This window comes from Streptomyces sp. PSU-S4-23, from assembly GCF_055632315.1.
Genome location: NZ_JBVMUU010000002.1, coordinates 579,579 through 604,385 on the forward strand (window position 1 = coordinate 579,579; position 24,807 = coordinate 604,385).

Here is a 24,807-nt window from a genome sequence, read left to right on the forward strand (position 1 = left end):
ATGCACCGGAGATCGCTGCCTTGCTCGGGCGGACGCTGCGTCACGGGAGCGGATGATGGATCTGCGGCAGATGGAGGTCGTCGTCGCCGTGGCGGAGGCCGGCGGGTTCACGGCGGCGGCCAGACGTCTGCACGTGGTCCAGTCCGCCGTCTCCGGCACGGTCCGGGCCCTCGAACGCGAACTGGGCACCCCGCTGTTCAGCAGGACCACGCACCGGGTGGCGCTCACCCCGGCCGGCGAGGCGTTCGTTCCCGCCGCCCGAGCGGCGCTGCGGGCCGCCGAACTCGCGCGCGAGGCAGTCGACGCCGCGAAGGGGGAGCTGCGCGGCCGGGTGACGGTCGGCACGATGCAGGGCGTGTGGGCCGGGCTGCACCACGCGCTGGCCGCGCTGCGGGCGGAGCACCCCGGTGTGGTGGTCCAGCTGCGTCAGGCGGCGGTGGCCGACATCCGGCAGGCGCTGCGCGAGGGCACGGTGGACCTGGCCGTGGTGGCCCTCGACCGCCGGCAGCAGCAAGGACTGGTGACCCGCCTGCTGTCCCGTGAGGACATGGTTCTGGTGGCGGCACCGGGGCGGAGCGTCACCCCGGGGTCCGCGGACGGCACGGTGGGGCTCGCCGCGGTCGCGGGGCTGCCCCTGGTGGACTTCCCGCCCGGGTGGGCCATCCGCCACGCGGTCGACCGGGCCTTCCGCGCGGCCGGGGTCGACCGCACGACGACCTTCGAGGTCAACGACATCGTCGCGGCGTCCGAACTGGTCCGCAACGATCTCGGGGTGTGCATCATGCCCCTGTCCATCGCCGCACGCTTCCCGGACCTGGCGACGCACCGGTTCGACCGGTACACGCCGAACTGGACGGTGATGGTGGTGCGTCCGCCGGGTGAGCCGCCCGCCGCCGTCGCGGCCCTGATGCGGCACATCACGTAGGGCGCGGGGCCGCGGGCCGGTCAGGGATGCCCGCGGTGCGGGGCCGTCGGCAGCCCGGCGAGGCCGGCTCCGCGGCGCAGCGCCTCCCGCAGCATGGCGGGGGTGAGGGTGCGGGTGGACATGTTGCGCCGGCTCGGGTGGTAGGCGCCGACGAGGTGCACCCGGTGTACCCCGCCGGGGTCGAGGAGCAGCGCCTCGGCGCCGTGCCCGAAGCCCGGCCTGGGGCGCGGCAACCGCCATCCCGCGTCCGCGAGCACCGGCAGCAGGCTGTGCCAGGCGAAGCCGCCGAGTACCACGATCGCGCGCAGGGTCGGCCGCAGCAGTTCCAGTTCCCGGGCGAGCCAGGGCCGGCAGGTGTCCCGCTCGATGGTGGTCGGCCGGTTGCCGGGCGGTGCGCAGTGCACCGGCACCGTGATCCTCACCCCGTACAGGCGCATGCCGTCACCGCGCCGGGTGGCGGTGGGCTGGGACGCCAGGCCCAGGTCGTACAGGGCCGCGTACAGCACGTCGCCGGACGGGTCGCCGGTGAAGATGCGCCCGGTGCGGTTGCCGCCGTGCGCGGCCGGAGCCAGCCCGATGATCGCCAGCCGCGCGTCGGCCGGGCCGAAGCCGGGCACCGGCCTGGCCCAGTACTCCCAGTCCGCGAACGCCCTGCGTCTGACGCGCGCGACCTCCTCCCGCCAGGCCACCAGCCGCGGGCAGGCCCGGCAGCCGGTCACCGCGGAGTCCAGTTCCCGCACCGCGCCCAGCCCGGGGGCCGTCGTGGCGGGGAAGCCGGGCGCGTCCGGCCCGGTCTGGCTGCCGTGCACGCCGAACCCCTCTCGCCGGGCCGGACGATGAAGACCACGGCCCTCCGATACGATGGACGGACCGGAAAGCCCGCCCGTTTCACGGAAGAGGCAAGCCGTCGAACCGGCTTCGAGCCGGCGGCCGATCGATCCGGAGGGCCGTGTCATGACCGCACAGGTCGCCTGCCGTCGAGTCTACGAGGACACATCGCCGCAGGACGGTACGCGGGTGCTCGTCGACCGGGTCTGGCCGCGGGGGATGCGCAAGGAGGACGCCCGCCTGGACGAGTGGCTGCGCGATGTGGCCCCCTCCACCGAGCTGCGCCGCTGGTACGGTCACGAACCCGACCGGTTCGCCGAGTTCCGCCGCCGCTACCTCGCCGAACTCCGCGATCCGGGCCACCGGGAGGCCGCCGCGCACCTGCGGGACCTCGCCGCGCACGCACGGCTCACACTGCTGACCGCCACCAAGGACGTGGAGCACAGCCAGGCGGCCGTCCTGGCCGAGTGGCTGACCGGCCGCGGAGGGTCCGCGGACGGCTGAACCCGAACGGCTGAACGCGGCCGGCTGAACGCGGCCGGCCATGTCCGCGCGGGCGGGTGACCGCGCGGCTCCGGCGCCTCGCGGGAGGGGATCAGCGGGCCACGAGCACGCTCACGCCGAGCGCGATCAGGAGGACGGCCTTCACGCACTCCAGGGCCACGTAGTACACGTGCCCCTGGGAGAGGGGCATGTTCTCCTCCCCCGCCAGGACGCGGTCGGACCGCCGGTTCAGACGGGGGCGCACGATGCCGAGCTGCACCACGAGCAGCACGGCGAGGACGCCGGTGAGCACGGTGACGGACACGGGCGGGCCGCTGACGGCGACCGCGGCGACCACGGCGGCGGCCAGGACGGCCTCGACGAGGTTGAGGGCCCGGAAGACCAGGCGTCCGATGCCCAGGCCGAGGGGGATGGTCACCCCGGGGGCGCGGAACTTCAACGGCGCCTCCAGGAAGGAGATCGCCAGGACCATGCCGAGCCAGACGAAGACCACCGCGCTCGCGATAGCCGCACCGACCGTGTTCATCCCACTCATCGCCCTTCCGCGACCGCCCGCACGCACACCGGCCGCCGGCCACGCTACCGGCTCTTTCCGGCCGGACCCGCACCGGGTGGCGGCCGGCCCGGAGCCGGGCCGGCCGGCTGCCGCGGGTCGGGCGGATGCGGCGGCGGCCCCCCGCCCCGTCCGCCGGCAGGGGCCCGGCCGGCCCGCGTACGAGCCGCGCGGCTGTCCGCGCGGCGCCGCGCTCCGTGCGCCGGACGCGCCCGGGGCGGCCCCGGTCAGTCGTGCGGGACGACGGCGACGGGCGCCGCGGCGTGGTGGAGCACCGCGTGCGCGACCGACCCGAGGCGGGTGCCGACCGGAGCGCGCCGGATCCTGCGTCCCACGACGACGAGGCAGGCGGTGCGGGACGCCTCGATCAACTGGCTCGCGGGCCTGCCGGGGCGTGATGCCTCGACGATCCGCACGGCGGGGAACTTGCGCCGCCACGGATGGAGCGCCTCGGTCAGGGCGGTGGCCCGTCGGCGGGCGTGTTCGACATGGACGGCGGGGCCGATGGTCAGTCCCTCGAACGCCGGGGGCGGATACCAGCCGTGGACGACGCGCAGCGTGGTGTCCCGGACGGCGGCCTCCTCGAAGGCGAACCCGATGACCGCCGCGGCCTCGTCGCCGAGGTCCAGGCCGAGGACGACGGGACGGTAGGGGGCGGTCGAGAACGGGCTGCTGGGCGAGTCCGCCGCACGGGCGTCCGCGGCCCGGTCCCCGCCGCGGACCAGCACCACGGGCCGTTCGGCGTGCGCCACGACGGCCAGGCCGACGGAGCCGACCAGGAAGCCGCCGACCCCGCTCAGCCCGCGCGAGCCCAGCACGAGCAGTTCCGACTCCCCCGCCACACCGGTCAGCGCCTCGGCGGGGCGCCCGGTCCGCTGTTCCGGCGTCACCTCGACCCCGGGGTGGCGCAGCCGGATGTCCTCCGCCGCTTCGCGGGGGATCCGCTCGCCGCGCTCGCTCCACTCCCCCGGCGTCCACGCCCCGAGCCCCTCGGCCCGCGCCAGGGGGGCCGGAACCGGTTCCGCCACATGGACGAGCCTCAGGGCCAGACCGCGCAGTTCCGCTTCGCGGGCCGCCCACTCGGCCGCGGCCGCGCTCTCGGGCGAGCCGTCCACTCCCGCGGCGATGGTAAGGGGCATGGCCTTTCCCTCCTCAAGACATCCGACGACAATCCGACGACAGTCCGACGACAACCCGTGCGGTCCCGGCCGGCGTCACACGGGGGTGAGGTGGTTGTCCACGTCGACCACGTCGTCGATGCCCTCCACCTCCGCGACCAGCCTGAGCATCGCCGCCCTCGGCATCCGGCCCGTCAGCTCCACCACGCCGTCGCGCACCTTCACCTCGACGCCGGCACGGTCCGCCGGGGAGCAGACGGCGTGGACCCTCGCCTCGGCCTCCTCCCTGATGGCGGCGTCGTCCCTGACGAGGGCCCGGAGCAGCGCGTTGCGGTGCACCACGCCCACCAGGCGCCCGTCGTGGTCGGTGACCGGGAGCCGCTTCAGTCGCGACAGCGCGGCCAGCCACGCGGCCTCCGCGACGGTCGCGCCCGGCAGCACGGTGATCGCGGGGCTGGTCATCAGGTCCGCCGCCGTCTCGCCACGGGCCTTGTCGTGCATCCGCCGCTCCCGCAGCCGGCCGATGCGTCCGGGCCGGTGCCCGGACGCCTCGAAGGCGACCTTCGCCAGCAGATCGGACTCCGACACCACACCGATCACCCGGTCCTCGGCGTCGACCACCGGGATCGCGCCGATGTGCTCGCGCGACAGCAGCCGGGCGATGTCGCGGTACGCCAGGTCGTCCCGCATGGACGCCGCGGGTACCTCCATCACGTCCCGTACCAGCGGTCCTTCGGGCTCGGCGGGCGGCTCCGGCGGCCGCGCCGCCGTGCGCTCCGTCTCCGGACGGGAGGCGGGCGCCGGAGCGGGCTGCCGCCGCGCCCCCGGGTGCCGGGCCGAGACCGCTTCGACGGCGCCCAGGTAGCGCAGGAGCGCGTCCCGCCGTGCGTCCTCGCCGGGGCGCCAGGTGTGCGACGGCACGGCGTGGCGAGCCTCGGCGCCGGTGGAGAAGTTCTCGTGCTCGGTCACGGCAGCCTCCGGACTCGGTCGGTGGTCCACCCTCCCAGTCTCACGCCCCGCCGCCCCGGGCCAAGAGCCGACCGGCCCAGGTGGAGCAGCAGACGGCCCCAGTTGGTGCGAGCCCGCACACGAGCGGTGAGACTGAAGGAGGAGCAGACCGTCAGGAGGACGCCCGTGATGAGCCTGCGGGACTTCCTCGCGCGGTTCCGTCCGACCGGCACACCGGGAGCAGCCGCCACCGGAGTCCCCGCCGACCGGGCGGCGGAGCGCGCGGCGGAACTGGAGCCGTCCCTCGCGCGGCTGACAGAGGTTCAGCGGGAGGCGGCCCGCATCCGGGCCGCGGCCGAGCGCGAGGCCGACACGATACGGCGGGACGCCGCGCGGCAGGCGGCGGAGATCGTCGCCGCGGCCCGGGCCGGGGCGCCACGGGTGCGGCAGCAGGCCGCGGCGCCCGCGCGGCGGGCCGCCCTGCGGGAGGCCGAGGCCCTGCGCGCCGCCGGGGAGCACACCGCCTCACTGGTGCGCGAGCGGGCCCGGGAGCGCCTGCCGGACCTGGTCGGCCATGTGGTGGCCGACGCCCTGGACGTCACGGACCGGGCGGGAGGGGCGCCGTGAGTGCCGGCTGGGTCGCGGGCGTGGTCAGGGCCCGCGACCTGACCCGCCGGTGCCCGGGCCCGGGCGGCGCCCGCCAGATCGCGGCGGCCGCGTCGCTCGACGACGCCGTGCGCCGCCTGGCCGGGACGCCGTATCGCAGGTACGCGCGGCCGGCCGTCGGCCTGCCGGAGGCGCAGCGCGCGGTCATGGCGACGCTGCTGTGGCATCTGCGGGTGCTCGCCGGATGGCTGCCCCCGGGCGGGGCGGCCCTGCTCCGCCCGCTCGCCGCGGGTTTCGAGATCGCCAACGTGGCGTCCCGGCTGACGGCCCGCGACGGTCCCGGGGCGGATGGAGAGGCCCCTGCCCGGCCGCCGTACCGGCTGGGTGCCCTGGAGACCGCGTGGCGGGCCCTGGAACGGGCCCCGACGCCCACCCAGCTGCGTGCCGCGCTCAGGGCCTCGCCCTGGGGAGACCCGGGGGCCGAGACGCCCTGGGCGCTGGTCACCGGCATGCGGATGGCGGCCGCCCGGCGTACCTCCGCGGAGGTGGAGCCGGCCCGCCGCTGGGCCCGGGGGCGCGCCGCCCTGCTGGCGGCGCGCGAACGGTTCGTGCACGAGCGCCGTCTGCCGGGGCCCGTACGCCGGGACGCGGTGGAACTCCTGGGGCCCCGGGCGGTCGACGCGGCGTCGTTCCGGGACTTCCGCGAGCGGCTGCCGTCGGCGGCCCGCTGGGTCCTGGCGGACGTCGAGGAGCCGGGCGGGCTGTGGCGCGCGGAGGCCCGCTGGTGGCGGGTGCTCCACCGGGAGGGCGCCGCCCTGCTGCGCGACGGCGGCTACGGGCCGCGGGCGGTCGTGGGCGCCGTCGGGGTGCTGTCCGCGGACGCCTGGCGGGTGCGGGCGGCCCTGGAGTCCGCGGCCCGGGGAGGACGGCCGCTGGAGGTGTTCGATGCCCTGGCCTGAGGCGATGACACCGGTGCCCATGCGACGCGTCGCGGTGATCGTGCCGCACACGGCGCTGCGGGACACGCTGGTGCGGATCGCCGAGGCGGGCTGCGTCGAGCTGGACCGGGCCGAGGAAGAGCCGCCGGGACCGGCGGCCCGGCGGCTGCAGCGGCTGCAGGGCCGTCCCGAGTCGGTCCCGCCCGCGGCCGCGGACACCGTGCCGCCGTCCGGCCGGGCCCCGGTGCTGGCCCCGTCGGCACCCGATCTCGACGCCCTCGAACGGCGGCGCAGCCTGGATCTGCTGGCGGGTGAGGCGCAGCTGGAGGAGCGCGCCCGGGGTGCCGTCCGGCGCGGGGAGGTGTCCGCGCTCGCCGGATGGTGCCCGGCGGCCGAGGTGCCACGGCTCGCCCGGCGCCTCGCGGCCGCCGGTGGCGCGCTGGTGCCGCTGCGGGTGCCGCGCGGGACCGATCCCCCCACCCAGCTGCGGTCCGCGCCGGCCGGGTCGTTCACGCCGCTGGTGACGACGTACGGCACCCTGCCGTACGCGGACCTCGACCCCTCCTGGCCGGCGGGCGTCGCGTACGTCGTCATGTTCGGGATGATGTTCGGGGACGTGGGTCACGGGGCGCTGCTGCTGCTCGGGGCGCTGGCGTTGCGGCGGGGACGGCCCCGCCGGCTCGCCCGGTTCCGCCGCCTGTGGCCCTTCCTCGCCGGTGCCGGGCTGGTGGCCATGGTCGCGGGCGCGGCCTACGGCGAGTTCTTCGGGCCGACGGGTGTGCTGCCGGTGCTCTGGCTGAGCCCGCTGGAGAGCCCGGAGCGGCTGCTCGCCGCGGCGGTCGTGTTCGGGGCGGTCCTGCTCGCGCTCGCCCACGCGGCCGGCGCGGTCAACCGCCTGCGCGAGGGCGGTCCGGGCAAGGCCCTGTACGCGGCGTCCGGCGGCGCCGGTCTGCTGTTCTTCCTGGGGCTCGCGCTGTCGGCGGCCGGTCTCCTCCTGCACCGGCCGGCCGTGGCCGTCCCGGGGGCGGCGCTCGCCGCGGCCGGGCTGCCGCTGCTGGCGGTGGGGCTGTTCCGGGCCACCGCGGGCGGCCCCGAGGGATTCGCGGAGACGGGGCTGCGGGTGTTCGACGTGGTCGTGCGGGCGGGCACCAACACCCTGTCGTTCGCGCGGCTCGCGGCCTTCGGCCTCACCCACGCCGCGCTCGCCGGCCTGGTGTGGCAGGGCACCGCCGGCCTGGCGGGCCGGGGGGCCGCGGGGGCGGTGGGGGCGGCGGCGCTCTTCGCCGTGGGCACCGCCGTGTCCTTCGGTCTGGAGGCCCTGGTGGCCGGGGTGCAGGCGCTGCGGCTGGAGTACTACGAAATCTTCTCGCGGCTGTTCGAGACGGAGGGCCGCCCCTTCCGCCCCTGGCATGTTCCGCCGGCGGCACCGGCCGAACCCGAAACGGAGGCGACCACGTGCTCACCTGGTTGATGGTCCTGCCCGTCCCGGCCGCGGCGCTCGCCGCCGTCCGGCTGCTGCGGCGGCGCCGGGCGAAACGCGCGTTCCGCTGGCTGCTGGCGACGAACCTCGCTCTGCTGGCGGGTGCCGGTGTGCTCCTCGCGACGGCCCTGTCGGCGTCGGCGCAGGGCGCGCACGCACAGGCCGCCGCGACGGCCGCCCCCAACGGATCCGCTCTGATCGGCGCGGCCATCGCGGTGGCCAGCGCGTCGATCGGCGCCGCCATCGCCGTCTCGTACACCGGCGCCGCGGCGCTGGCCGCGCTGAGCGAGCGTCCCGAGTTGTTCGGCCGCGCCATCGTGATCGTCGGGCTGGCCGAGGGCATCGCGGTCTATGGCCTGGTGGTCGCGATCCTGCTGATCGGGAAGGCGTGACGATGGGCACCGTGGCCGCGATCGGCGCCCGGGCCAGGGTGGGCGGGCTGGCCCTGGCCGGTGTCGACGTCCTGGTCGCGGAGGACGCCGACGCCGTCCGCCGGGCCTGGCGGGCGCTGCCCGGGACGGTGTCGCTGGTCATCGTGACCGCCGAGGCGGCGGACGTCCTGCGCCGCGACGGAACGGCCGGGCCGGATCCCTCCCGTCCGCTGACCGCGGTGATGCCGCCGTGACCGCCGGCACCGCGGGCGCCGACGCGCTGGCCCCCGTCCGCGCGGAACTGCTCCGCGCGGCACGGGCGGACGCCGACGCCGTGCTGGCCGGCGCCCGGGCGGACGCGGAGGAGGCGCTGCGGGCCGCGCGGGCGGAGGCCGATGCGGTGCTCGGCCGGGCGCGGGCGCGGGGCGCGGCGGACGGTGCCGCCGCGGCGGCCCGTGAACGGGTGCGGGCCCGCCAGGACGCCTGGGCACGGGAGCTCGCGGCGCGCGCCGAGGTCTACGCGCAGCTGCGTGCCCGCACCCGCGCCGCCGTTCGCGACGCCCTGGCGTCGGACGCCGCCCTGCGCTCCCGGCTCGCGGAGCGGGCGCGGGCGCTGCTCGGGCCCGGCGCACGGGTCACGGCCGCCGCCGACGGCGGGGTGACGGGCGTGGCCGGCGGCCGCCGGGCCGATCTCACGGCGGACGCCCTCGCGGACCGCGCGCTGGAGCGGTGCGGCGCCCGGGCGGAGGCCCTGTGGGCGCCGTGACGTCGCCGCCCGCCGCGGTGCGCCGCGGCGCCGGCGGCGGAGCGCCGCGGGTGCTGCGGGTGGCGGGGCCCCTGGTGGAGATCGCCTGCGCCGAGGGCGTCGCCATGCACGACGTGGTCCTGCTCGGCGAGGACCGGCTGCCGGGCGAGGCGGTGGCGATCCGCGGGGACGTCGTCACCGTGCAGGCGTACGAGTACACCGGCGGTCTGGCACCCGGCGGGCCGGCCCGGCCCAGGGGCGGTCCGCTCACGGTGCGGCTGGGGCCGGGGCTGCTGGGCGGGGTCTTCGACGGTCTGCTCCGCCCCCTGGCCCAGGCCGGTGACCTGCTCGGGGCGGGCGGGCGCGCCGCGGAGGCGGACGATCGCACCTGGCCGTTCACCCCTCGGGTGGCCGAGGGCGCGCGGGTCGCGGCGGGGGACGTCCTCGGCGACGTCGGGGCCTCGGTGCCGCTGCGTGTCCTGGTGCCCCCCGGCCGTTCGGGGGCGCTGACATGGGTCGCCCCGGCGGGAGACCTCGCCGAGGACGCGGTGGTGGCCGTGGTGGACGGGTACGAGGTGCGGATGGCCCAGGACTGGCCGGTGCGCAGACCGCGGCCGGTGCGGGAGCGGCTGCCGGCCGTCGTGCCGCTGCACACCGGGCAGCGGGCGGTCGACCTGCTCTTCCCGGTGGCCCGCGGCAGCACGGTCGCCGTGCCGGGCGGTTTCGGCACCGGCAAGACCATGCTGCTGCAGCAGATCGCCAAGTGGTGCGACGCGGACGTGATCGTGTACGTGGGCTGCGGGGAGCGCGGCAACGAGATGGCCGATGTCATCGAGGAGCTGTCCGAGCTGACCGACCCGCGCACCGGGGGCCGGCTGTCGCAGCGCACGGTCACCGTCGCGAACACCTCGAACATGCCGATGATGGCCCGTGAGACGAGCGTGCACACGGGCGCGACGGTCGCCGAGTACTTCCGGGACATGGGGCTCGACGTGGTCGTGATCGCCGACTCGACCTCCCGCTGGGCGGAGGCGCTGCGCGAGTTCGCCTCCCGGATGGGCGAACTGCCCGCCGAGGAGGGCTACCCCGCGCGGCTCGCCTCGGAGCTGGCCGCCTTCTACGAGCGGGCCGCGGCGGTGCGCACCCTGGGCGGCGCCACCGGTTCGGTCACCGTCATCGGTGCGGTGTCGCCGCCCGGCGGGGACCTCACCGAGCCGGTCACGGCGCACACCGAGCGGTTTGTGCGCTGCCTGTGGAGCCTCGACCGCGACCTCGCCTACGCGCGCCACTATCCGGCGATCTCCTGGGCGGACTCCTTCTCCCGGGACGCCGCCGCACTGGCCGCCCGGCACGCCCTGGCCGGCGACGCCGAGTGGGCCGAGCGGCGCGGGCGGGTGGCCGGACTGCTCGCCGAGGCGGACCGGCTGGCCGACCTGGTGGAACTGGTCGGGGTCACGGCGCTGCCGCCGCGGGAACGGGTCAGTGTGCTGGCCGGCCGGCTGTTGCGGGAGGGGCTCGTCCAGCAGAGCGCGCTGTCCCCGTCGGACGCCTACTGCACGCCCGCGAAGACGGCGGCCCTGGCGGACGCGGTGCTGGCGGTGATCGACCGCTGTGCCGCGCTGGCGGACTCCGGCGCCCGCGCGGACGCCGTGGAAGCCGTCGACTTCACTCCGCTGCTGCGGGCCCGTGAGGAGGCCGGGCCCGGCGACACCGCGTCCGTGGCGGCGGCCCGCGACACGGTGCTGGCGCGGCTCGGGGAGCCGGCGTGAGCGCGCCGGGCGAGATCGAGTACACGGGAGTGCGGGAGCTGCGCGGGCCGCTCGTGGTCGTCGAGGGGGTGGCCGGCGTGGGCTGGGACGAGTTCGCCACGATCGTCCTCGACTCCGGCGAGCGGCGCCACGGACTGGTCCTGGAGGTGGACCGGGACCTGGCGGTGGTGCAGGTTCTGGAGGACACGGCGGGGATGGACCCGGGTGGTACCCGCATCGCGTTCTCCGGCAGCCCGCTGCGGATCCCGGTGGGCTCCGGGTGGCTGGGCCGGGTGTGCAACGGGCGGGGCGAGCCGGTGGACGGCGGGCCGCGGGTCCTCGGCCGCACGGACGCCGCGGTCGGCGGGGCGCCGATCAATCCGGTGCGCCGCCGGCCGCCGACCGAGCCGGTGCTGACCGGAGTGGGCGCCGTCGACGTCCTGACCACCCTCGTGCGGGGCCAGAAGCTTCCGGTGTTCTCGGCCGCGGGGCTGCCGCACCTCGAACTGGCGGTGCAGATCGCCGCCCAGGCCACCTGCGGCGGCGAGGCGTTCGCCGTGGTGTTCGCCGGCATGGGGCTCACGCACGCGGACGCCGCCTTCGTCCGCGACGGGCTGGCCGAGCGCTCCGCCGCGCGGGAGCTGGTGCTGCTGCTGAACACCGCCGACGATCCGGTGATCGAGCGGCTGCTGACGCCGCGGCTGGCGCTGACGGTCGCCGAGCACCTCGCGTTCGCGGAGGGCCGCCACGTCCTGGTGGTGATGACGGACATGACGGCCTACTCCGAGGCACTGCGGGAGGTGTCCGCCGCGCGCGGTGAGATCCCTGCCCGCCGCGCCTACCCCGGCTACCTCTACAGCGACCTCGCGTCCCTGTACGAGCGGTGCGGCAGGATCGAAGGGCGCCCGGGGTCGGTGACCGTGCTGCCGGTGCTCACGATGCCGGCGGGCGACATCACCCACCCCGTGCCCGACCTGACCGGTTACATCACGGAGGGTCAGATCGTGCTGTCCGCGGAGGTCCACGCCCGCGGCACGTATCCGCCCGTGGACCCGCTCGCCTCGCTGTCCCGGCTGATGCGCAAGGGGGCGGGCGAGGGACGGACCCGCGCCGACCATCCGCACGTGGCCGCGCAGCTGATCGCCGCGCTGGCCCGCGCCCGGCAGGTGCGGGAACTCGCCGACCTGATCGGCCGGCCGGCGCTGAGCCCCACCGACCACCGGTATCTGGACCTGGAGGACGCGTTCCTGCGCTCGTTCCTGGCCCAGGGCACCGACGAGGACCGGCCGCTGGAGGAAGCCCTCGACCGTGCCTGGGACGTGCTGCGGACCCTGCCGCGCAGCCAGCTCGCCATGATCCCGGCGGCCCTGCTCGACGGCCACCTCGTCGCCCGCGACGGCGGCGCGGGCGAGGAGGGGCGCTCGTGAGCCCGCGTCGGCACCGGGTGCCCCCCGGGCGCGCGGGGCGCCTGCGGCTGCGGCACGGTCTCGACACCGCGCTGCGGGGAGCGGATCTGCTGGAGCGCAAGCTCCGGCTGCTGCTCGACCGGGAGCGGGAACTGCGGCGGGCGGCGGACGAGGCGGGCCGCGCATGGCGGGAACGGCTCGCCGAGGCCGAGACCTGGCTCGTGCGCGGGCTGCTGCTCGGCGGTGAACGGGCCCTGGCCGATGCGGTCCCGGCCGCCCGGGCCCGGGTCGACGTCGCCTGGACGTCCCTGATGGGCGTGCCCCACCCGTCCGGCGCGTCCGTGGCCCCGCCCGTGCGCTCACCGTCGGAACGGACGCCGGGGAACACCGCCCTCGCGCACGCCGAGACCGCCTACCGGGCGGCGGTGCGTGCCGCCGCCGAGCACGCCGCCGCCCGCACGGCGGCGGAGGTGGTCGGTGCCGAGGCCGGACGGACCCGGCGGCGGGTCCGTGCGCTGCGCCGGCACTGGATCCCCCGGCTGACGCGGGACCTGGCGGCGGTGGAACTGGCCCTGGAGGAGGCGGAGCACGAGGAGTCCGTACGACGCCGCTGGGCCGCCTCGGCCCCTCGGCGGCCGCGGCGCTGAGCGCCCGCGCGGCACGTCCGCCACGCCCTCGGACGCGCTCCCATGGCGGACGGCCGTGCGGCCCCGCAGCCTGGTGGTGCGGCAGGTGCGGGGGCGTGCACGAGAGGTGGGACGGCATGGACGGCAGCGCCCTCGGTCCGCGGGTCGTGGTGGGTGTCGACGGGTCACCGTCGTCGTGGGAGGCGCTGCGCTGGGCGGTCCGGCATGCGGAGCTGACCGGCGCGACGGTGGACGCGGTGACCGCGTGGGACGTGCCCCAGGGCTGGTTCGCCCCCACCTCCGCGGACGCCGACGTCGACCTGGAGAGCGCCCGGCAACGGCAGCTGAGGGAGCTGAGGGACGCGCTGGGTGACGAGGCGGCCGCCTCGGTGCGCGTCCGCCTGGTGCGCGGCAACCCCACCGACGTCCTGCTGTCGGCGGCGGAGGGAGCGCAGGCCCTGGTCGTGGGCAGCCGGGGGCGGGGCGGTATCGCCCGTGCGCTGCTGGGCTCGGTCAGCCTGGAGGTGGCGCATCACGCGACGTGTCCCGTGGTGATCGTCCGCCCTCCGTCCTCGTGAGCGGGGCGGTCCCGGCCGCAGTCCCGGCCGCGGTGTCGTCCGCGGTGTCGTCCGCGGTGTCGTCCCGGTCGAAGCGGAGCCGGGCATCGACGTCCACCACCCCGTCGACGCTCTCGCACAGCCGCACGGTGACGGGAACCAGGCTCCTGCGCTCCACGCTGCCGCTCAGCGTGACCCTGCCGTCGGTGACGTCGACGGTCAGCGCCGAGGGCGGCAGGCCGAGCGTGCGGACGATGACGTCCTCGACGATCTCCTCCTGGATCGCGCGGTCCCTGCGCAGGAAGAGCTGCACCAGGTCGCTGCGGCTGATCACACCGATCAGCCGGCCCGTGGCGTCCACCACCGGCAGTCGCTTGACCTTGCGGCGCTCCATGGCCCGCGCGGCGTGGACCACGCTCCAGTCCGCGTCCGCGACCACGGCGGGGCTCGTCATCAGGTCCCGGGCGGTGCTTCCGGCGCCCTCGGACGTCTGCTTGTGCAGGAGGTCGGCCTCGGACACCACTCCCAGGGGCCGGCCGTCGTCGTCGACCACCGGCACGGCCGTGATGTCGTACTCGTCGAGGAGCCGTGCGATCTCCTTGAACGCCGTGCCCGGTCGCACGCTCACTGCGGTCGGTGTCATGAGATCGCCAACGCTGCGGTGCCTCATCGCTCGCCGGCTCCCTTCCGGTCGCCTCCGGGCGGCGCGCCCCGGTGCCGGTGTTCCTGAGCGTGCGGTGCGCCACCACAGAGGGTGCCGTGCGCCGGGACGCGGCCGCGTCCCGGCGCACGCGGTGGCGCCGGCGCGCTCACGCGCCGTGCTTGACCTCGATGTGCTTGGCCTCGGCCTTCTCGCCTCCGAGGCCCACGCTGACGGTGAGCATCCCGTCGGCGTAGTCGGCCTTGACGTCGTCCTCGTTGGCGCTGGGCGGCAGGGTGACGCTGCGGCTCATGGAGCCGTAGCGGATCTCGCTGCGGTTCTTCTCCACCTCGCGTTCGGTGCGCTCGGCCTTGACGGTCAGCACGCCCTCGCTCAGGACGACGTCGATGTCCTCGGCGGAGATGCCCGGAAGCTCCGCCCGCATGACATACCGGTCGTTCTCGATGTAGTCCTCGATCCGGACCGTGTACAGGTCGCCCATGGTGGGCATCGCGAAACGTGCCGGGAAGGACTCGAACCACTCGGGCAGCTCAGGGAACGAGAACCTCTGTCGGCGTGTGAGTGCTGTCATCGCCGTATCTCCTTGGGTGTGGTGTCACGGCTCCTGACACTGCCAGTGCACCGCGCGCGGCCCCCTCCCCGCTGAGGCCGAACAGCCCATTCAGGGACCCAAAAGTCCCTTCCGCCCGCCGGGGACGCCTCCTCGGGGGCCGGCCGGCCACGTGCGTGCCCGGACGCCGCCCCCCAGACTGGTGACGAACGAACCTCCCGGCCCCGGTCCTCCCGGCTCCGGTCATCCCGGCCCCTCCCCGTCCCGGCGCACGCGTGGCGATCACCATGTCCGATGTCACCACCACCGATCTGTACGAAGTGACGATGGCCCTGTCCTACCTGCGGGAGGGCATGCGGGCCCCGGCCACCTTCAGTCTCTACGTCCGCGACCTGCCGCCCGGCCGCGGCTTCCTGGTGGCCGCCGGCCTGGAGCCGACCCTGGACTACCTGTCGGGCTACCGGGTGGAACGCAAGGACGTCGAGGACTTCGCGGCAGCCCTGCGCCGCCCGCCCGAGGAGCTCGAACCGCTGCTGGGGCTGGCCTTCGAGGGCGAGGTCCGCGCGGTACCGGAAGGGCATGTCGTCTTCGGCGGGGAGCCCCTGCTGGAGGTGACCGCCCCGCTGCCGCAGGCCCAGCTCGTCGAGACCTCCGTGCTCAACCAGCTGTGCCATCAGACGTCGGTGGCGTCCAAGGCGGCGCGCTGCGTCCTGGCGGCGGCCGGCCGGCCCCTGGTGGACTTCTCCCTCCGGCGCACGCACGGTCCCTGGGCGGGCATGCAGGCGGCCCGTCTGGGAGCCCTGGTGGGTTTCGCCGCCACCAGCAACGTCGCCGCGGCCACCGCTCTGGGCATCCCGGCCGCGGGCACGATGGCCCACTCCTACATCGAGGCCTTCCCCGGCGAGGAGGAGGCGTTCCGTGCCTTCGCTCGCACGCACCCCGGCCCGGTGACGTTCCTCGTCGACACCTACGACACCGAGGCGGGCGTCATGGCCGCGGCCCGGGTCTTCCGGGAGATCGGGCGCGGGCCGGGTTGCGCGATCCGCCTGGACAGCGGGGATCTGGGACAGCTGGCGCGACGGGCGCGGGCCCTCCTCGACGCCTCCGGGCTGACCGATGTGCGCATCGTCGCGAGCGGCGGGCTCGACGAATACGCCGTCGCCGATCTGGTGGGCGGCGGGGCCCCGATCGACGTGTACGCGGTGGGCACCCGGGTGGGCGTGGCCGCGGACGCCCCGTACCTGGACATGGCGTACAAGCTCGTGGAGTACGACGGGCGCCCGGTGATGAAGCTGTCCTCGGCGAAGGCCACGGCCCCGGGCCGCAAGCAGGTCTTCCGCCGCCCCGGGCGGCCCGATGTGATCGGCCTGTGGGCAGAGGAGCCGCCCCCCTCCGGGCGGCCGCTGCTGCGCACCGTCATGCGGGGCGGCCGGCGGACGGGCCCGCCGGACCGGTGGGAGGACGCGCGCGCCCGCTTCACCCGTGACGTCGAGGCCCTGCCCGCCTCGGCACGCAGGATCGACGGTCCCGAGCCCCTGCGTCCGGTCCGGTCGCAGGCGCTGGAGGACCTGACGTCCCGGGTCCGGGGGGAGATCGAGCGGAAGGTCCGCCGGGGGCATGCGGCGGCGTCCGGCAGCGGGGACCGTGCGCCGGAACGCCCCCGCCCCGGCTCCTGATCCCGGGGTTCCCGGCGGAGCCCGGACGGGGCGCCCGGACGAGGGCGACCGGACGAAGGCGGGCCCGGGAGGGCCACGGGGCGAGGCGGGCCCGGGAGGGCCACGGGGCGAGGCGGGCCGCTCAGCGGACGAGAACCGCCTCACCGGACCGGGGCACCACGGTGTTCCAGCCCAGCTCCCGCACGATGCGGTCGCGCAGCGCCGTCGAGGCACCGGGTTCCCCGTGGACCACGTAGGTGGTGTGCGGGGCGGGCGCGGCGCGCAGCCAGTCGACGATCTGGCCGCCGTCGGCGTGGGCCGAGAAGTGCGGCACATCGGCCACTTCGGCGCGTACGGGAACGTACTCGCCGAACATCTTGAGCGACTGCGCGCCGTCCACGAGGTCCCGGGCCCGGGTGCCCAGCGCGGCGAACCCCACGATCACCACGGCGTTGCGCGGGTCGGGAAGCAGCCTGCGCAGGTGGTGCAGGACGCGCCCGCCGGTCGCCATCCCGGCCGACGACACGATCACGGCCGGGCCCCGGGCGTCGTTGATGTCCATGGATTCCTGGACCGTCCTGGCGGCGATGAACGGCTCGGGGCTCAGTGCCGTGGTGCCGGCCGACATCACATCGGCGCGCAGGCCGGCGGCCCGGGCCCGGATCGCGTCCCGGTAGACGTCCAGCGCTCTGAGGGCCATCGGGCTGTCGACGTAGACGGGCACTCCGCGCGGCAGGGTGCCGTCCCGCCGCAGTCCGGCCAGTTCGTCGAGCACGACCTCGGTGCGGTCCAGGGCGAACGCCGGGACGACCACGATGCCGCCGCGGCGCAGCGTGCGGGTCAGCACGTCGGCGAACCGGGCCCGCCCGGCCTCGTCGTCGTGCGTGCGGTCGCCGTAGGTGGACTCCACCAGCAGCACGTCCGCGCCGGAGAACGGTGCGGCCGGCACCAGCAGCGGATGTCCCGGGCGGCCGAGGTCGCCGCTCACCGCCAGGGTGTGGCCGTCCTCCAGCGTCATCAGGGCCCAGGCGGAGCCGAGGATGTGCCCCGCGTGCCGGAGGACGAGGGTGGTTCCCGTGGTGACCTCGACCTCGGTGTCCAGGGGCACGGGGTCGATGTACCGCAGTGTGCGGTCGACGTCGGCGTCGTCGTAGAGCGGTTCGGCGGGGCGGTGCTTGGACCAGCCGTGCTCGTTGGCGTGCGCCGCCGCCTCCATCTGCAGACGGGCGCTGTCGCGCAGCACGATCTCGGCGAGGCGCGCGGTGTAGGTGCTGGTGAGGATCGGTCCCCGGAAGCCGTCCCGGACGAGTCGGGGCAGGTATCCGCAGTGGTCCAGGTGCGCATGGGTCACCACGACGGCCTGGATATCGCGGGCGTCGCACGGCAGCTTCCGCCAGTTGCGCCTGCGCAGCTCGGCCAGGCCCTGGAAGAGCCCGCAGTCGACGAGGACCCTGGCGTGGTCGCTCTCCACGAGGAACTTGCTGCCGGTGACGGTGCCGACACCGCCCAGGAAGGTCAGCAGCGCGGGCCGTACCCGGGCCGGGGCGGGTGCCGGCGGGGCGGGAGACGTCTCGTTCACCGTGTCCATGGCCCGGCCTCCTCGTCTCGACGGTCGTACGCCCACCGTGGCACCGCGGCAACGGCCTCCGCAGGGGCCGACGGGTGCGCAATGGGGACCAATGGCCCCTTGGATTCGCATACCGATTGTTTTTTCATGAAAGTGACGGAAAGGGTCCACCGGAAGCGCAGGCGCACGGACGAGGGCCATGAGCGGCGGTCCCACCCGCGCACGGCGTGGTCCGGATCCGCGAGAAGCGGGCTGGGTCCTTTCCGCCACCGCGTCGAGGGAGGCGAGGCGCCATGGCCGCACCCGCACCGGCCCGCAAGACCCACTCCACCGCGGGCCCCCCGGTGGAGTCGACGGGCAACGGCATGCGCGCCCGCATCGGTGACGAGATCGTCGTACGCGGCACCGCCATCGGTGTGATCAGCCGCTCCGGCCAGGTCGTCGGCCTCCACCACCCCGACGGCAGCCCTCCGTACGACGTCCGCTGGGAGGACACCGGACGGGTGACGCTCTACTTCCCCGGATCCGACGCGTACGTCAAGCACCTGGTCCCGGCGCCGCCCGCGCAATGAGCCCGTCGCCCCACGGCGGCCCACCGGCGTGTCGGGAACGAGCTCCTGGAGATGACGATGGCCCGACCCGATGAGCACCGGCCGATCGTGGTCGGTGTCGATCCCGATCCCGCGAGGCGGATGGCGCTGGCCTGGGCCGTCGACGAGGCGGCGCGGCGCCGGGTGCCGTTGCGGCTGGTGCACGCCGAGGGCCTGCCGACCGCGGGGTACCGGCGATGGGAGCTGCCGCCCTCCTGGGAGGAGTGGAACCGGGCGCTGCACGAGGCGGGCGAACAGGTGCTCAAGGCGGCGGTGGCCTTCGCGGAGGCCCGGCGGCCGCTGGTCGAGGTGTCCACACTGCTGGCGGAGGGGAACCCGGCGTGGGTCCTCGGGGAGCAGAGCCACGACGCCACGGCCGTGGTGGTGGGCTCCTGGCATCTGAGCCGGATGAGGGAGGTGTTCGGCGCCACCTCGGTCGCCCTGCCCGTCATGGCGCACGCCCGCTGCCCGGTGGTCGTGGTGCCGGAACCGGAGCACATCACGCAGGAACCCGCGTACTTCGTCGTCGGCGTGGACGGCAGCCCCCGGTCCGCGGCCGCCGTCGACTTCGCCTTCGAGGAGGCCGCCCTGCGGGGTGCGGCGCTGCGGGCGCTGTACGTGTGGCAGCCCGGGCCGCTGGGGACGCTCGACGAGGACGCGGCGCGGCAGGAGAGCCGGCGTCTGCTCTCGGAGACGCTGGCCGGCCACGCCGCGACGTATCCGGACGTGGAGCTGCACCACGAGCTCGTCACGGGCCATCCCGTGGAGGTGCTGACCAAGGAGTCCGCCCATGCGCTGGGCCTGGTCGTGGGGACCCGGGGGCACGGCGGCTTCGCCGGCATGATGCTCGGCTCGGTGAGCCAGGGTGTGCTGCGCTACGCGCGCTGCCCCGTCATCGCCGTGCCGCACCCACCCGAATGAAGCCCCGCGGACGGGCCCGTGCCCGGGGTCCCGACGGCCCGGGCGGTGGACCATCCGGCTCTGTCCGGTGGCCCGCGGCGGGTGCTGGAGTGGATGGCGCGGGGGCGCGAACCGATGCCGACCGGCGTGGAGGGCAACCATGCATGACGACGACCGTCCTGGTGGCCGCACCATGAACCCGGGCCCGTCGGCCACTCCGCCGGGCCGGCGCCTGCTGGAGGCCGCGCTGCTGGTGGTGACGGCGGGCGCGCTGGTCGGCGGCGGCATCGCGTGGCTCCTGGGCCGGCCGGACATCGCCGACGTCTTCTGGGCGGTGGGGACCGCCGTGGCCGTCGTTCCGGCGATCGGCTGGGTGATGAGCGCTCTGCACAAGGGACGGGCCGGCGTCGATGTGATCGCCGTACTGGCACTGGCCGGAACGCTGGCCGTGGGCGAATACCTCGCGGGCGCGCTGATCGGTCTGATGCTGGCGACCGGACGGACCCTGGAGACGGCGGCGGAACAGCGCGCCTCGCGCGATCTGCGCTCGCTGCTGGAGCACGCCCCGCGTTCGGCGCGCCGCCGGCGCGGCTCGGAGGTCTCGGTCGTGCCGCTGGACGAGGTCGTCCCCGGTGATGTCCTCGTGGTCGGGCCCGGCGAGGTGGTCCCGGTGGACGGCGAGGTCACCGTGGGCCCGGCGGTGCTCGACGAGTCCGTGCTGACCGGCGAGTCCGCACAGGTGGAGCGCGCCGAGGGCGAGCCCGTGCGCAGCGGCGTGGTCAACGCCTCAGGCGTCTTCGAGGTGACGGCGACGGCCACCGCGGCGGACAGCACCTACGCGGAGATCGTCCGGCTGGCCGAGCAGGCCGGGGCCGAGCGGGCCCCCACGGTGCGCCTGGCGGAGCGCTATGCCGCCTGGTTCCTGCCCCTGTCCCTGGGGCTCGCCGCCGTGGCCTGGGCGGTCAGCGGCTCGGCGGTACGGGCCGTGGCCGTCCTCGTCGTGGCCACTCCCTGCCCGCTGCTGCTGGCCACGCCCGTGGCCATCGTCTCCGGCCTGTCCCAGTGCGCCCGGCGGGGCGTCGTGGTGCGGGACGGCGGCGCGCTGGAGCGGCTGGGCCGGGCCCGCACCCTCGTGATCGACAAGACCGGCACCCTGACCGTGGGGCGGCCGCGGGTCCTGCAGGTGGCCGGCGCCCCCGGCGGGCCGTCCCAGTCCGAGGTGCTGCGGCTGGCCGCCTCGCTCGACCAGGTGTCGGCGCACGTCCTCGCCGAGGCCGTCGTCCACGAGGCCAGGGCCCGCGGTCTTTCCCTGACGGTGCCGAAGGAGGTCACCGAGGAGCCCGGCCGGGGGGTCACCGGCACCGTCGACGGCCACCTCGTCGCCGTCGGCAAGGCCGGCCTGGCCCCGGGCGAACTGCCCGAATGGGCGCGTGCCGTGGACAACCAGGCCCTGCTCGACGGGGCGGCCACCGTCTGGCTGACCCTGGACGGTGTGCTCACCGGAGCCGTGCTGCTGCGGGACCCGCTGCGCCACGACGCGCCCCGCACCATCCGCCGGCTGCGGGCGGCGGGCCTGGACCGGCTGCTCATGCTCACCGGGGACCGTCCCGAGCCCGCCCGTGAGGTGGGCGCGGTCCTGGGGCTCGACGACGTGCGCGCGGGTCAACTGCCCACGGACAAGATCGCCGCGGTGCGCGCGGAGAGCGACCGCGCCGTCACCGTCATGGTCGGTGACGGCGTCAACGACGCGCCCGCCCTGGCCGCGGCCGACGTCGGTGTCGCCATGGGGGCCCGGGGCTCCACCTCGGCCTCGGAGGCGTCCGACATCGTCCTCACCACGGATCGTGTGGGGCGCCTGGCCGACGCGATGGACATCGCCGCCCGCGCCCGCCGGATCGCGGTGCAGAGCGCCGCCGGCGGCATGATGATGTCGCTGGCCGCCATGGTCGCCGCCCTCTTCGGATGGCTGCCGCCCGCGGCCGGCGCCCTGCTGCAGGAGGCCATCGACGTGGCCGTCATCCTCAACGCGCTGCGGGCGCTGCTTCCCGTGCCCGGTACCCGGCCCGCCCTGGAACCGGAGGCGGAGAGCCTCATCCACCGGTTCGCCACCGAGCACGACGACCTCAGGGACACCCTCGACGCCATCCGGGAGGCCGCCGGCCTGCTCACCACGGACCACGGCCCGCGCGCCCTGGAGGCGGTGCGCGAGATCCACCACCTGCTGACGGACCGTCTGCTCCCCCACGAACACGCGGAGGAACAGCAGTTGTATCCGGCGCTGAACCGGCAACTCGGCCCGGAGGCGACCGACACCATGAGCCGCGCCCACTCCGAGATCGAGCGCCTGTCCCGGCGCATCGCCACCCATGTGCACCTCGCGGACGAGGAGGGCGGACTGCGCCCCGAACAACTCGACGATCTGCGCGCGTCGTTGTACGGGCTGCACACGATCCTGCGCCTGCACTTCACGCAGGAGGAGGAGAGCTACTTTTCACTGGCGCCGTGACGCGGCGCGGGAGCGGCCGCCCTCAGGCGCGGACGATCCCCAGCACCTCGTCGCGGGTGTGGAGCACAGGCCGATCTCGGTCACGTCGGCGGAACTGGGGCGCATGCCGTGCCCGGTGACGATCGCGTCCGTCCCGGTCGTCTCGACGAAGGCGGCGCCGAACAGCCGGGCGAGGTCGTCGTCGAGCCGGTCCGGAACGATGCCGCGGACGTCGCATGCCTCCACCGGGCCGGAGAGGTCGTCGTATGCCTCCACCGGGCCGGAGAGGTCGACGCCGGGTCTGTCACTCACTGGTCGTACTGCTCCTTGTACGTCATCCATACGGCCGTGTCCCGTGGGATGTTCCGGCCGTCGAGCGGTGCGCTGGACAGCAGGACGTCGGCGTCCTCCTCCAGGGGGAGCGGGCGCGCGCCGAAGTTGACCACGCAGCGCAGTCCCGCCCCGCGTTCGAAGCCGAACCACTCGCCGCTGTCGGGGCCGTCGAGCTTCAGTGCCGCGTCCGAGGCGGGGTGGCCGCGCCGCAGCCGCAGTGCCGCCCGGTACAGCGCCAGCATGGAGTCGCCGTCGTCCCGCTGCGCCGCGACGGACAGCCCCGCCCAGTCCCCGGGCTGGGGGAACCAGCAGTCCTCGGGGGCGGCGGTGCTGAAGCCGTACGGGGCGGCGTCCCCCTCCCACGGCAGCGGCACCCGGCATCCGTCCCGTCCGCGTTCCCGGTGCCCGGAGCGCTCCCACAGCGGATCGCGCAGCCGGTCGTCGGGGAGTTCGGCCTGCGGGAGACCGAGTTCCTCGCCCTGGTAGACATAGGCGGCACCCGGCAGCGCGAGCATCAGCAGGGCGGCGGCGCGGGCCCGGCGCTCACCGAGCAGGCCGCCGCCGTAGCGGGTGACCGGCCGGACCGCGTCATGGCTGGAGAGCACCCAGGTGACCGGGGCCCCCACCGTCTGCATGGCCGCCACCGACTGCTCGACCACGTCCCGCATCGCCGGTCCGTCCCACGCGCACTCCAGGAAGGCGAAGTTGAAGGTCTGCTGCATCTCGCCGGGGCTGACGTAGCGGGCCAGCCGGTCGCGGTCGAAGATGCCGGCCTCGGCCACCATCACCCGTTCCCCCGCGGCCGCCGGGCCGAAGGGCGTGGGATGGCTGTCCAGGAGGGCGCGCCAGCGGCGGAACAGCGGGTGCAGTTCCTCCTGGTCGTAGTAGGGCATCAGATGGTTGCGGTGGACGTCCCGGTGCTGGCCGGGGCCGGCGTCGGGCAGGCCCTCCGCCTTGAACAGGGTGTGGGCGACATCGATCCGGAAGCCGTCGACACCGCGGTCCAGCCAGTGCCTCATGGTGTGTTCGAAGTCGGCGACGACCTCGGGGTCGTGCCAGTTGAGGTCCGGCTGCTCCGGCGCGTGCAGGTGCAGGTACCAGGCGCCGGGGCGGCCGTCCGGCTCGGCCACCCGGGTCCAGGCGGGGCCGCCGAACGCGGACTGCCAGTCGTTGGGCGGCAGTTCGCCCCCCTCCCCGCGGCCGGGCCGGAAGATGTAGCGGTCCCTGGCCCGGCTGCCGGGCCCGGCGGCGACGGCCTCCCGGAACCAGGGGTGCCGGTCGGAGGTGTGGTTGGGGACCAGGTCCACCAGGACCCTGATGCCCAGCGCGTGGGCCCGTTCCACCAGGGCGTCGAAGTCCGCCGGGGTGCCGAGGTCGGGGGCGACCGCGGTGTGGTCGGTGATGTCGTAGCCGCCGTCCGCCAGCGGCGAGGGGTAGAAGGGTGTGATCCACATCGCGTCGACGCCCAGCCACCGCAGATGACCGAGGCGTTCCGCGGCCCCGCGCAGGTCGCCGGTGCCGTCGCCGTCGCCGTCGGCGAAGGCGCGGGGGTGGACCTCGTAGCAGACGGCGTCCCGCCACCAGGGAACGGCCGCGTCCGGCCCGCCGGCCCCGGGACCCGCCTCGGGTGCCGCGCTCACTCGGCCCGGTCCAGGCGGGCCACGCCGATGTGGGCGTCGGCCATGCCGTAGAAGACGTACCGCACTCCGTCGATCTCCTCGACGGCGGTCGGGAACACCACGTTCGGCACGGTGCCGGAGCGCTCCTCCTCGGTCTCGGGGGCCATGAGCGGCTCGGCGGTGCGCGCGAGGACCCGGGAGGGGTCGGCGGGGTCGAGGATCATCGCTCCGGCCGCGTAGTGCACGGTCCCCGACGGGGAGAAGGGGTCGTCGATGCTGCCGGAGACACCGTGGTGGATGAGCAGCCAGCCCTCCTCCACCCGGATCGGGGCCGGACCCGCGCCGATCTTGAGCGCTTCCCAGGGGTGCTCGGACAGTGCGACCAGGCGGTGGTGGCGCGGGCGTACCAGCGCGCGGATGTCCCGCTCGGCCTCGTCGAAGGGGACGTAGGAGATCCAGATGCCGGGGCGCTCGTCGGTGACGCCGGCGGGCAGGTGGACCCCCTCGCCGGGGCGGAACCAGCCCAGGTCCCACATCGGGCGGTGCAGCATGGCGATGCACAGCTCGCCGTCCGGACCCGGCACGGGCTCGGGGAAGTGCACGACGTCCTTGTTGGGGAACAGGTTGAGGTCGGTGTCGAGGTCGGCCTGGTACGCGAACTGGAGGGGGCCGAGGCGCTCCCAGTTCACCAGGTCCTCGGAGACGGCCAGGGCCGGCTTGGGGCCGAGCGGGCCGTACGCCACGTACGACATCACGTGCCGGCCCAGCGACTCGATCCAGGTGGTACGGGGGTCCTCCACCCCGGCGTTGTTCTTGCCGCGCTCCCAGCCCGCGTCGGGGGCGAGGACCACGCCGCGGCGCCGCACTCCGGTGGGCACGCCGTCCTGCACGGTCACCTCGGCGAGCCCGACCCGGGAGACGTTGCCCTGCGCGACCAGCCGCGGCAGCAGATGGAGCGTGCCGTCCGGGGTGCGGCCGGAGGCGGGATTGAGCACGCCCTCCACCTCGTTCGCCTCGCCGGGCAGCGGGGACATCACGACGCCGACCCGGGTGAGGCGGTAGGGGACGGAAGTGGTGGTGCTGTGGGACACGGG

The 24,807-nt window shown here is 75.8% G+C and carries 26 protein-coding genes; 16 read left to right on the forward strand and 10 right to left on the reverse strand.

Annotation, left to right across the window (positions count from 1 at the left end):
• Positions 1–55: 55 nt before the first annotated feature.
• The gene (locus tag ACZ79I_RS03355) at positions 56–925 is read left to right on the forward strand and encodes a LysR family transcriptional regulator (protein ID WP_471493910.1); all 870 of its coding nucleotides are present in this window, start codon (positions 56–58) and stop codon (positions 923–925) included.
• Between the two features lie 20 nt (positions 926–945).
• Here the strand turns inward: ACZ79I_RS03355 and ACZ79I_RS03360 are convergent, their stop codons facing one another.
• Positions 946–1,734, reverse strand: coding sequence for a uracil-DNA glycosylase (locus tag ACZ79I_RS03360; protein WP_471493912.1), 789 nt, complete (start codon positions 1,732–1,734; stop codon positions 946–948).
• Positions 1,735–1,879: 145 nt separating this feature from the next.
• Here ACZ79I_RS03360 and ACZ79I_RS03365 point away from each other — a divergent pair, with 145 nt between their 5' ends.
• A complete protein-coding gene (locus ACZ79I_RS03365; RefSeq protein WP_471493914.1) occupies positions 1,880–2,257 on the forward strand; it encodes a DUF488 domain-containing protein in 378 nt (125 codons plus the stop codon).
• A 91-nt stretch (positions 2,258–2,348) separates the two neighbouring features.
• Here the strand turns inward: ACZ79I_RS03365 and ACZ79I_RS03370 are convergent, their stop codons facing one another.
• The 3 genes from ACZ79I_RS03370 to ACZ79I_RS03380 all read right to left on the reverse strand — a co-directional run bounded on the left by ACZ79I_RS03370 (position 2,349) and on the right by ACZ79I_RS03380 (position 4,897).
• On the reverse strand, positions 2,349–2,783 hold the full coding sequence (locus tag ACZ79I_RS03370) for a hypothetical protein (protein WP_471504730.1): 435 nt from the start codon (positions 2,781–2,783) through the stop codon (positions 2,349–2,351).
• 254 nt (positions 2,784–3,037) lie between these two features.
• Positions 3,038–3,949, reverse strand: coding sequence for a universal stress protein (locus ACZ79I_RS03375; protein ID WP_471493915.1), 912 nt, complete (start codon positions 3,947–3,949; stop codon positions 3,038–3,040).
• A gap of 75 nt (positions 3,950–4,024) precedes the next feature.
• Positions 4,025–4,897: a CBS domain-containing protein gene (locus ACZ79I_RS03380; RefSeq protein ID WP_471493917.1), complete on the reverse strand. Its 873-nt coding sequence runs from the start codon at positions 4,895–4,897 to the stop codon at positions 4,025–4,027.
• A 168-nt stretch (positions 4,898–5,065) separates the two neighbouring features.
• Between ACZ79I_RS03380 and ACZ79I_RS03385 the strand changes: the two genes are divergently transcribed.
• From ACZ79I_RS03385 to ACZ79I_RS03430, 10 genes are all read left to right on the forward strand, one after another.
• Positions 5,066–5,503 (forward strand): hypothetical protein, encoded by a 438-nt coding sequence (locus ACZ79I_RS03385; protein WP_471493918.1) that lies wholly within the window; start codon positions 5,066–5,068, stop codon positions 5,501–5,503.
• The gene (locus ACZ79I_RS03390) at positions 5,500–6,441 is read left to right on the forward strand and encodes a hypothetical protein (protein WP_471493920.1); all 942 of its coding nucleotides are present in this window, start codon (positions 5,500–5,502) and stop codon (positions 6,439–6,441) included. Before ACZ79I_RS03385 ends, ACZ79I_RS03390 begins: the two co-directional genes overlap by 4 nt.
• Positions 6,428–7,891 (forward strand): V-type ATPase 116kDa subunit family protein, encoded by a 1,464-nt coding sequence (locus ACZ79I_RS03395; protein ID WP_471493922.1) that lies wholly within the window; start codon positions 6,428–6,430, stop codon positions 7,889–7,891. The genes ACZ79I_RS03390 and ACZ79I_RS03395 overlap by 14 nt, the downstream gene beginning before the upstream one ends.
• On the forward strand, positions 7,876–8,292 hold the full coding sequence (locus tag ACZ79I_RS03400) for an ATP synthase subunit C (RefSeq protein WP_471493923.1): 417 nt from the start codon (positions 7,876–7,878) through the stop codon (positions 8,290–8,292). The genes ACZ79I_RS03395 and ACZ79I_RS03400 overlap by 16 nt, the downstream gene beginning before the upstream one ends.
• 2 nt (positions 8,293–8,294) lie before the next feature.
• Positions 8,295–8,525, forward strand: a complete 231-nt coding sequence (locus tag ACZ79I_RS03405; protein ID WP_471493925.1) for a hypothetical protein — start codon at positions 8,295–8,297, stop codon at positions 8,523–8,525.
• A complete protein-coding gene (locus ACZ79I_RS03410; protein WP_471493927.1) occupies positions 8,522–9,037 on the forward strand; it encodes a hypothetical protein in 516 nt (171 codons plus the stop codon). Before ACZ79I_RS03405 ends, ACZ79I_RS03410 begins: the two co-directional genes overlap by 4 nt.
• The gene (locus ACZ79I_RS03415; RefSeq protein ID WP_471493928.1) at positions 9,025–10,785 is read left to right on the forward strand and encodes a V-type ATP synthase subunit A; all 1,761 of its coding nucleotides are present in this window, start codon (positions 9,025–9,027) and stop codon (positions 10,783–10,785) included. The genes ACZ79I_RS03410 and ACZ79I_RS03415 overlap by 13 nt, the downstream gene beginning before the upstream one ends.
• Positions 10,782–12,191, forward strand: a complete 1,410-nt coding sequence (locus tag ACZ79I_RS03420; protein WP_471493930.1) for a V-type ATP synthase subunit B — start codon at positions 10,782–10,784, stop codon at positions 12,189–12,191. Before ACZ79I_RS03415 ends, ACZ79I_RS03420 begins: the two co-directional genes overlap by 4 nt.
• On the forward strand, positions 12,188–12,817 hold the full coding sequence (locus ACZ79I_RS03425) for a V-type ATP synthase subunit D (protein ID WP_471493932.1): 630 nt from the start codon (positions 12,188–12,190) through the stop codon (positions 12,815–12,817). Before ACZ79I_RS03420 ends, ACZ79I_RS03425 begins: the two co-directional genes overlap by 4 nt.
• Before the next feature lie 116 nt (positions 12,818–12,933).
• Positions 12,934–13,374, forward strand: a complete 441-nt coding sequence (locus ACZ79I_RS03430) for a universal stress protein (protein WP_471504732.1) — start codon at positions 12,934–12,936, stop codon at positions 13,372–13,374.
• Here the strand turns inward: ACZ79I_RS03430 and ACZ79I_RS03435 are convergent.
• A complete protein-coding gene (locus ACZ79I_RS03435; RefSeq protein ID WP_471493934.1) occupies positions 13,310–14,023 on the reverse strand; it encodes a CBS domain-containing protein in 714 nt (237 codons plus the stop codon). The genes ACZ79I_RS03430 and ACZ79I_RS03435 overlap by 65 nt on opposite strands.
• Before the next feature lie 139 nt (positions 14,024–14,162).
• Positions 14,163–14,585 (reverse strand): Hsp20/alpha crystallin family protein, encoded by a 423-nt coding sequence (locus ACZ79I_RS03440; RefSeq protein WP_471493936.1) that lies wholly within the window; start codon positions 14,583–14,585, stop codon positions 14,163–14,165.
• 266 nt (positions 14,586–14,851) lie between these two features.
• Here ACZ79I_RS03440 and ACZ79I_RS03445 point away from each other — a divergent pair, with 266 nt between their 5' ends.
• Positions 14,852–16,240, forward strand: coding sequence for a nicotinate phosphoribosyltransferase (locus ACZ79I_RS03445; protein WP_471493938.1), 1,389 nt, complete (start codon positions 14,852–14,854; stop codon positions 16,238–16,240).
• 121 nt (positions 16,241–16,361) lie between these two features.
• Here the strand turns inward: ACZ79I_RS03445 and ACZ79I_RS03450 are convergent, their stop codons facing one another.
• Positions 16,362–17,807, reverse strand: coding sequence for an MBL fold metallo-hydrolase RNA specificity domain-containing protein (locus ACZ79I_RS03450; RefSeq protein WP_471493940.1), 1,446 nt, complete (start codon positions 17,805–17,807; stop codon positions 16,362–16,364).
• 272 nt (positions 17,808–18,079) lie between these two features.
• Here ACZ79I_RS03450 and ACZ79I_RS03455 point away from each other — a divergent pair, with 272 nt between their 5' ends.
• The 3 genes from ACZ79I_RS03455 (at position 18,080) to ACZ79I_RS03465 (ending at position 21,782) form a co-directional block, all read left to right on the forward strand.
• Positions 18,080–18,358 carry a DUF1918 domain-containing protein gene (locus tag ACZ79I_RS03455; protein WP_471493941.1) on the forward strand — a complete coding sequence of 93 codons (279 nt, stop codon included), beginning with the start codon at positions 18,080–18,082 and terminating at the stop codon, positions 18,356–18,358.
• A gap of 57 nt (positions 18,359–18,415) precedes the next feature.
• Positions 18,416–19,297: a universal stress protein gene (locus ACZ79I_RS03460; RefSeq protein ID WP_471493943.1), complete on the forward strand. Its 882-nt coding sequence runs from the start codon at positions 18,416–18,418 to the stop codon at positions 19,295–19,297.
• A 172-nt stretch (positions 19,298–19,469) separates the two neighbouring features.
• Positions 19,470–21,782: a heavy metal translocating P-type ATPase gene (locus tag ACZ79I_RS03465; protein ID WP_471504734.1), complete on the forward strand. Its 2,313-nt coding sequence runs from the start codon at positions 19,470–19,472 to the stop codon at positions 21,780–21,782.
• On the opposite strand, the gene ACZ79I_RS03470 is transcribed toward ACZ79I_RS03465, so the two are convergent.
• The 3 genes from ACZ79I_RS03470 to ACZ79I_RS03480 are packed head-to-tail and all read right to left on the reverse strand — an operon-like array spanning position 21,768 to position 24,804.
• The gene (locus tag ACZ79I_RS03470) at positions 21,768–22,073 is read right to left on the reverse strand and encodes a hypothetical protein (RefSeq protein WP_471493944.1); all 306 of its coding nucleotides are present in this window, start codon (positions 22,071–22,073) and stop codon (positions 21,768–21,770) included. The genes ACZ79I_RS03465 and ACZ79I_RS03470 overlap by 15 nt on opposite strands.
• On the reverse strand, positions 22,070–23,734 hold the full coding sequence (locus ACZ79I_RS03475) for a glycoside hydrolase family 13 protein (protein ID WP_471493946.1): 1,665 nt from the start codon (positions 23,732–23,734) through the stop codon (positions 22,070–22,072). The genes ACZ79I_RS03470 and ACZ79I_RS03475 overlap by 4 nt, the downstream gene beginning before the upstream one ends.
• The gene (locus ACZ79I_RS03480; protein ID WP_471493947.1) at positions 23,731–24,804 is read right to left on the reverse strand and encodes a glycoside hydrolase family 130 protein; all 1,074 of its coding nucleotides are present in this window, start codon (positions 24,802–24,804) and stop codon (positions 23,731–23,733) included. The genes ACZ79I_RS03475 and ACZ79I_RS03480 overlap by 4 nt, the downstream gene beginning before the upstream one ends.
• Positions 24,805–24,807 lie beyond the last annotated feature (3 nt).

Coding starts and splice junctions, on each gene's coding strand:
- ACZ79I_RS03450 (WP_471493940.1), bottom strand. CDS start 17,807: ATGGACACGGTGAACGAGACGTCTCCCGCCCCGCCGGCACCCGCCCCG.
- ACZ79I_RS03460 (WP_471493943.1), top strand. CDS start 18,416: ATGGCCCGACCCGATGAGCACCGGCCGATCGTGGTCGGTGTCGATCCC.
- ACZ79I_RS03395 (WP_471493922.1), top strand. CDS start 6,428: ATGCCCTGGCCTGAGGCGATGACACCGGTGCCCATGCGACGCGTCGCG.
- ACZ79I_RS03370 (WP_471504730.1), bottom strand. CDS start 2,783: ATGAACACGGTCGGTGCGGCTATCGCGAGCGCGGTGGTCTTCGTCTGG.
- ACZ79I_RS03385 (WP_471493918.1), top strand. CDS start 5,066: ATGAGCCTGCGGGACTTCCTCGCGCGGTTCCGTCCGACCGGCACACCG.
- ACZ79I_RS03355 (WP_471493910.1), top strand. CDS start 56: ATGGATCTGCGGCAGATGGAGGTCGTCGTCGCCGTGGCGGAGGCCGGC.
- ACZ79I_RS03465 (WP_471504734.1), top strand. CDS start 19,470: ATGAACCCGGGCCCGTCGGCCACTCCGCCGGGCCGGCGCCTGCTGGAG.
- ACZ79I_RS03435 (WP_471493934.1), bottom strand. CDS start 14,023: ATGAGGCACCGCAGCGTTGGCGATCTCATGACACCGACCGCAGTGAGC.
- ACZ79I_RS03455 (WP_471493941.1), top strand. CDS start 18,080: ATGGCCGCACCCGCACCGGCCCGCAAGACCCACTCCACCGCGGGCCCC.
- ACZ79I_RS03375 (WP_471493915.1), bottom strand. CDS start 3,949: ATGCCCCTTACCATCGCCGCGGGAGTGGACGGCTCGCCCGAGAGCGCG.
- ACZ79I_RS03445 (WP_471493938.1), top strand. CDS start 14,852: ATGTCCGATGTCACCACCACCGATCTGTACGAAGTGACGATGGCCCTG.
- ACZ79I_RS03405 (WP_471493925.1), top strand. CDS start 8,295: ATGGGCACCGTGGCCGCGATCGGCGCCCGGGCCAGGGTGGGCGGGCTG.
- ACZ79I_RS03430 (WP_471504732.1), top strand. CDS start 12,934: ATGGACGGCAGCGCCCTCGGTCCGCGGGTCGTGGTGGGTGTCGACGGG.
- ACZ79I_RS03440 (WP_471493936.1), bottom strand. CDS start 14,585: ATGACAGCACTCACACGCCGACAGAGGTTCTCGTTCCCTGAGCTGCCC.
- ACZ79I_RS03365 (WP_471493914.1), top strand. CDS start 1,880: ATGACCGCACAGGTCGCCTGCCGTCGAGTCTACGAGGACACATCGCCG.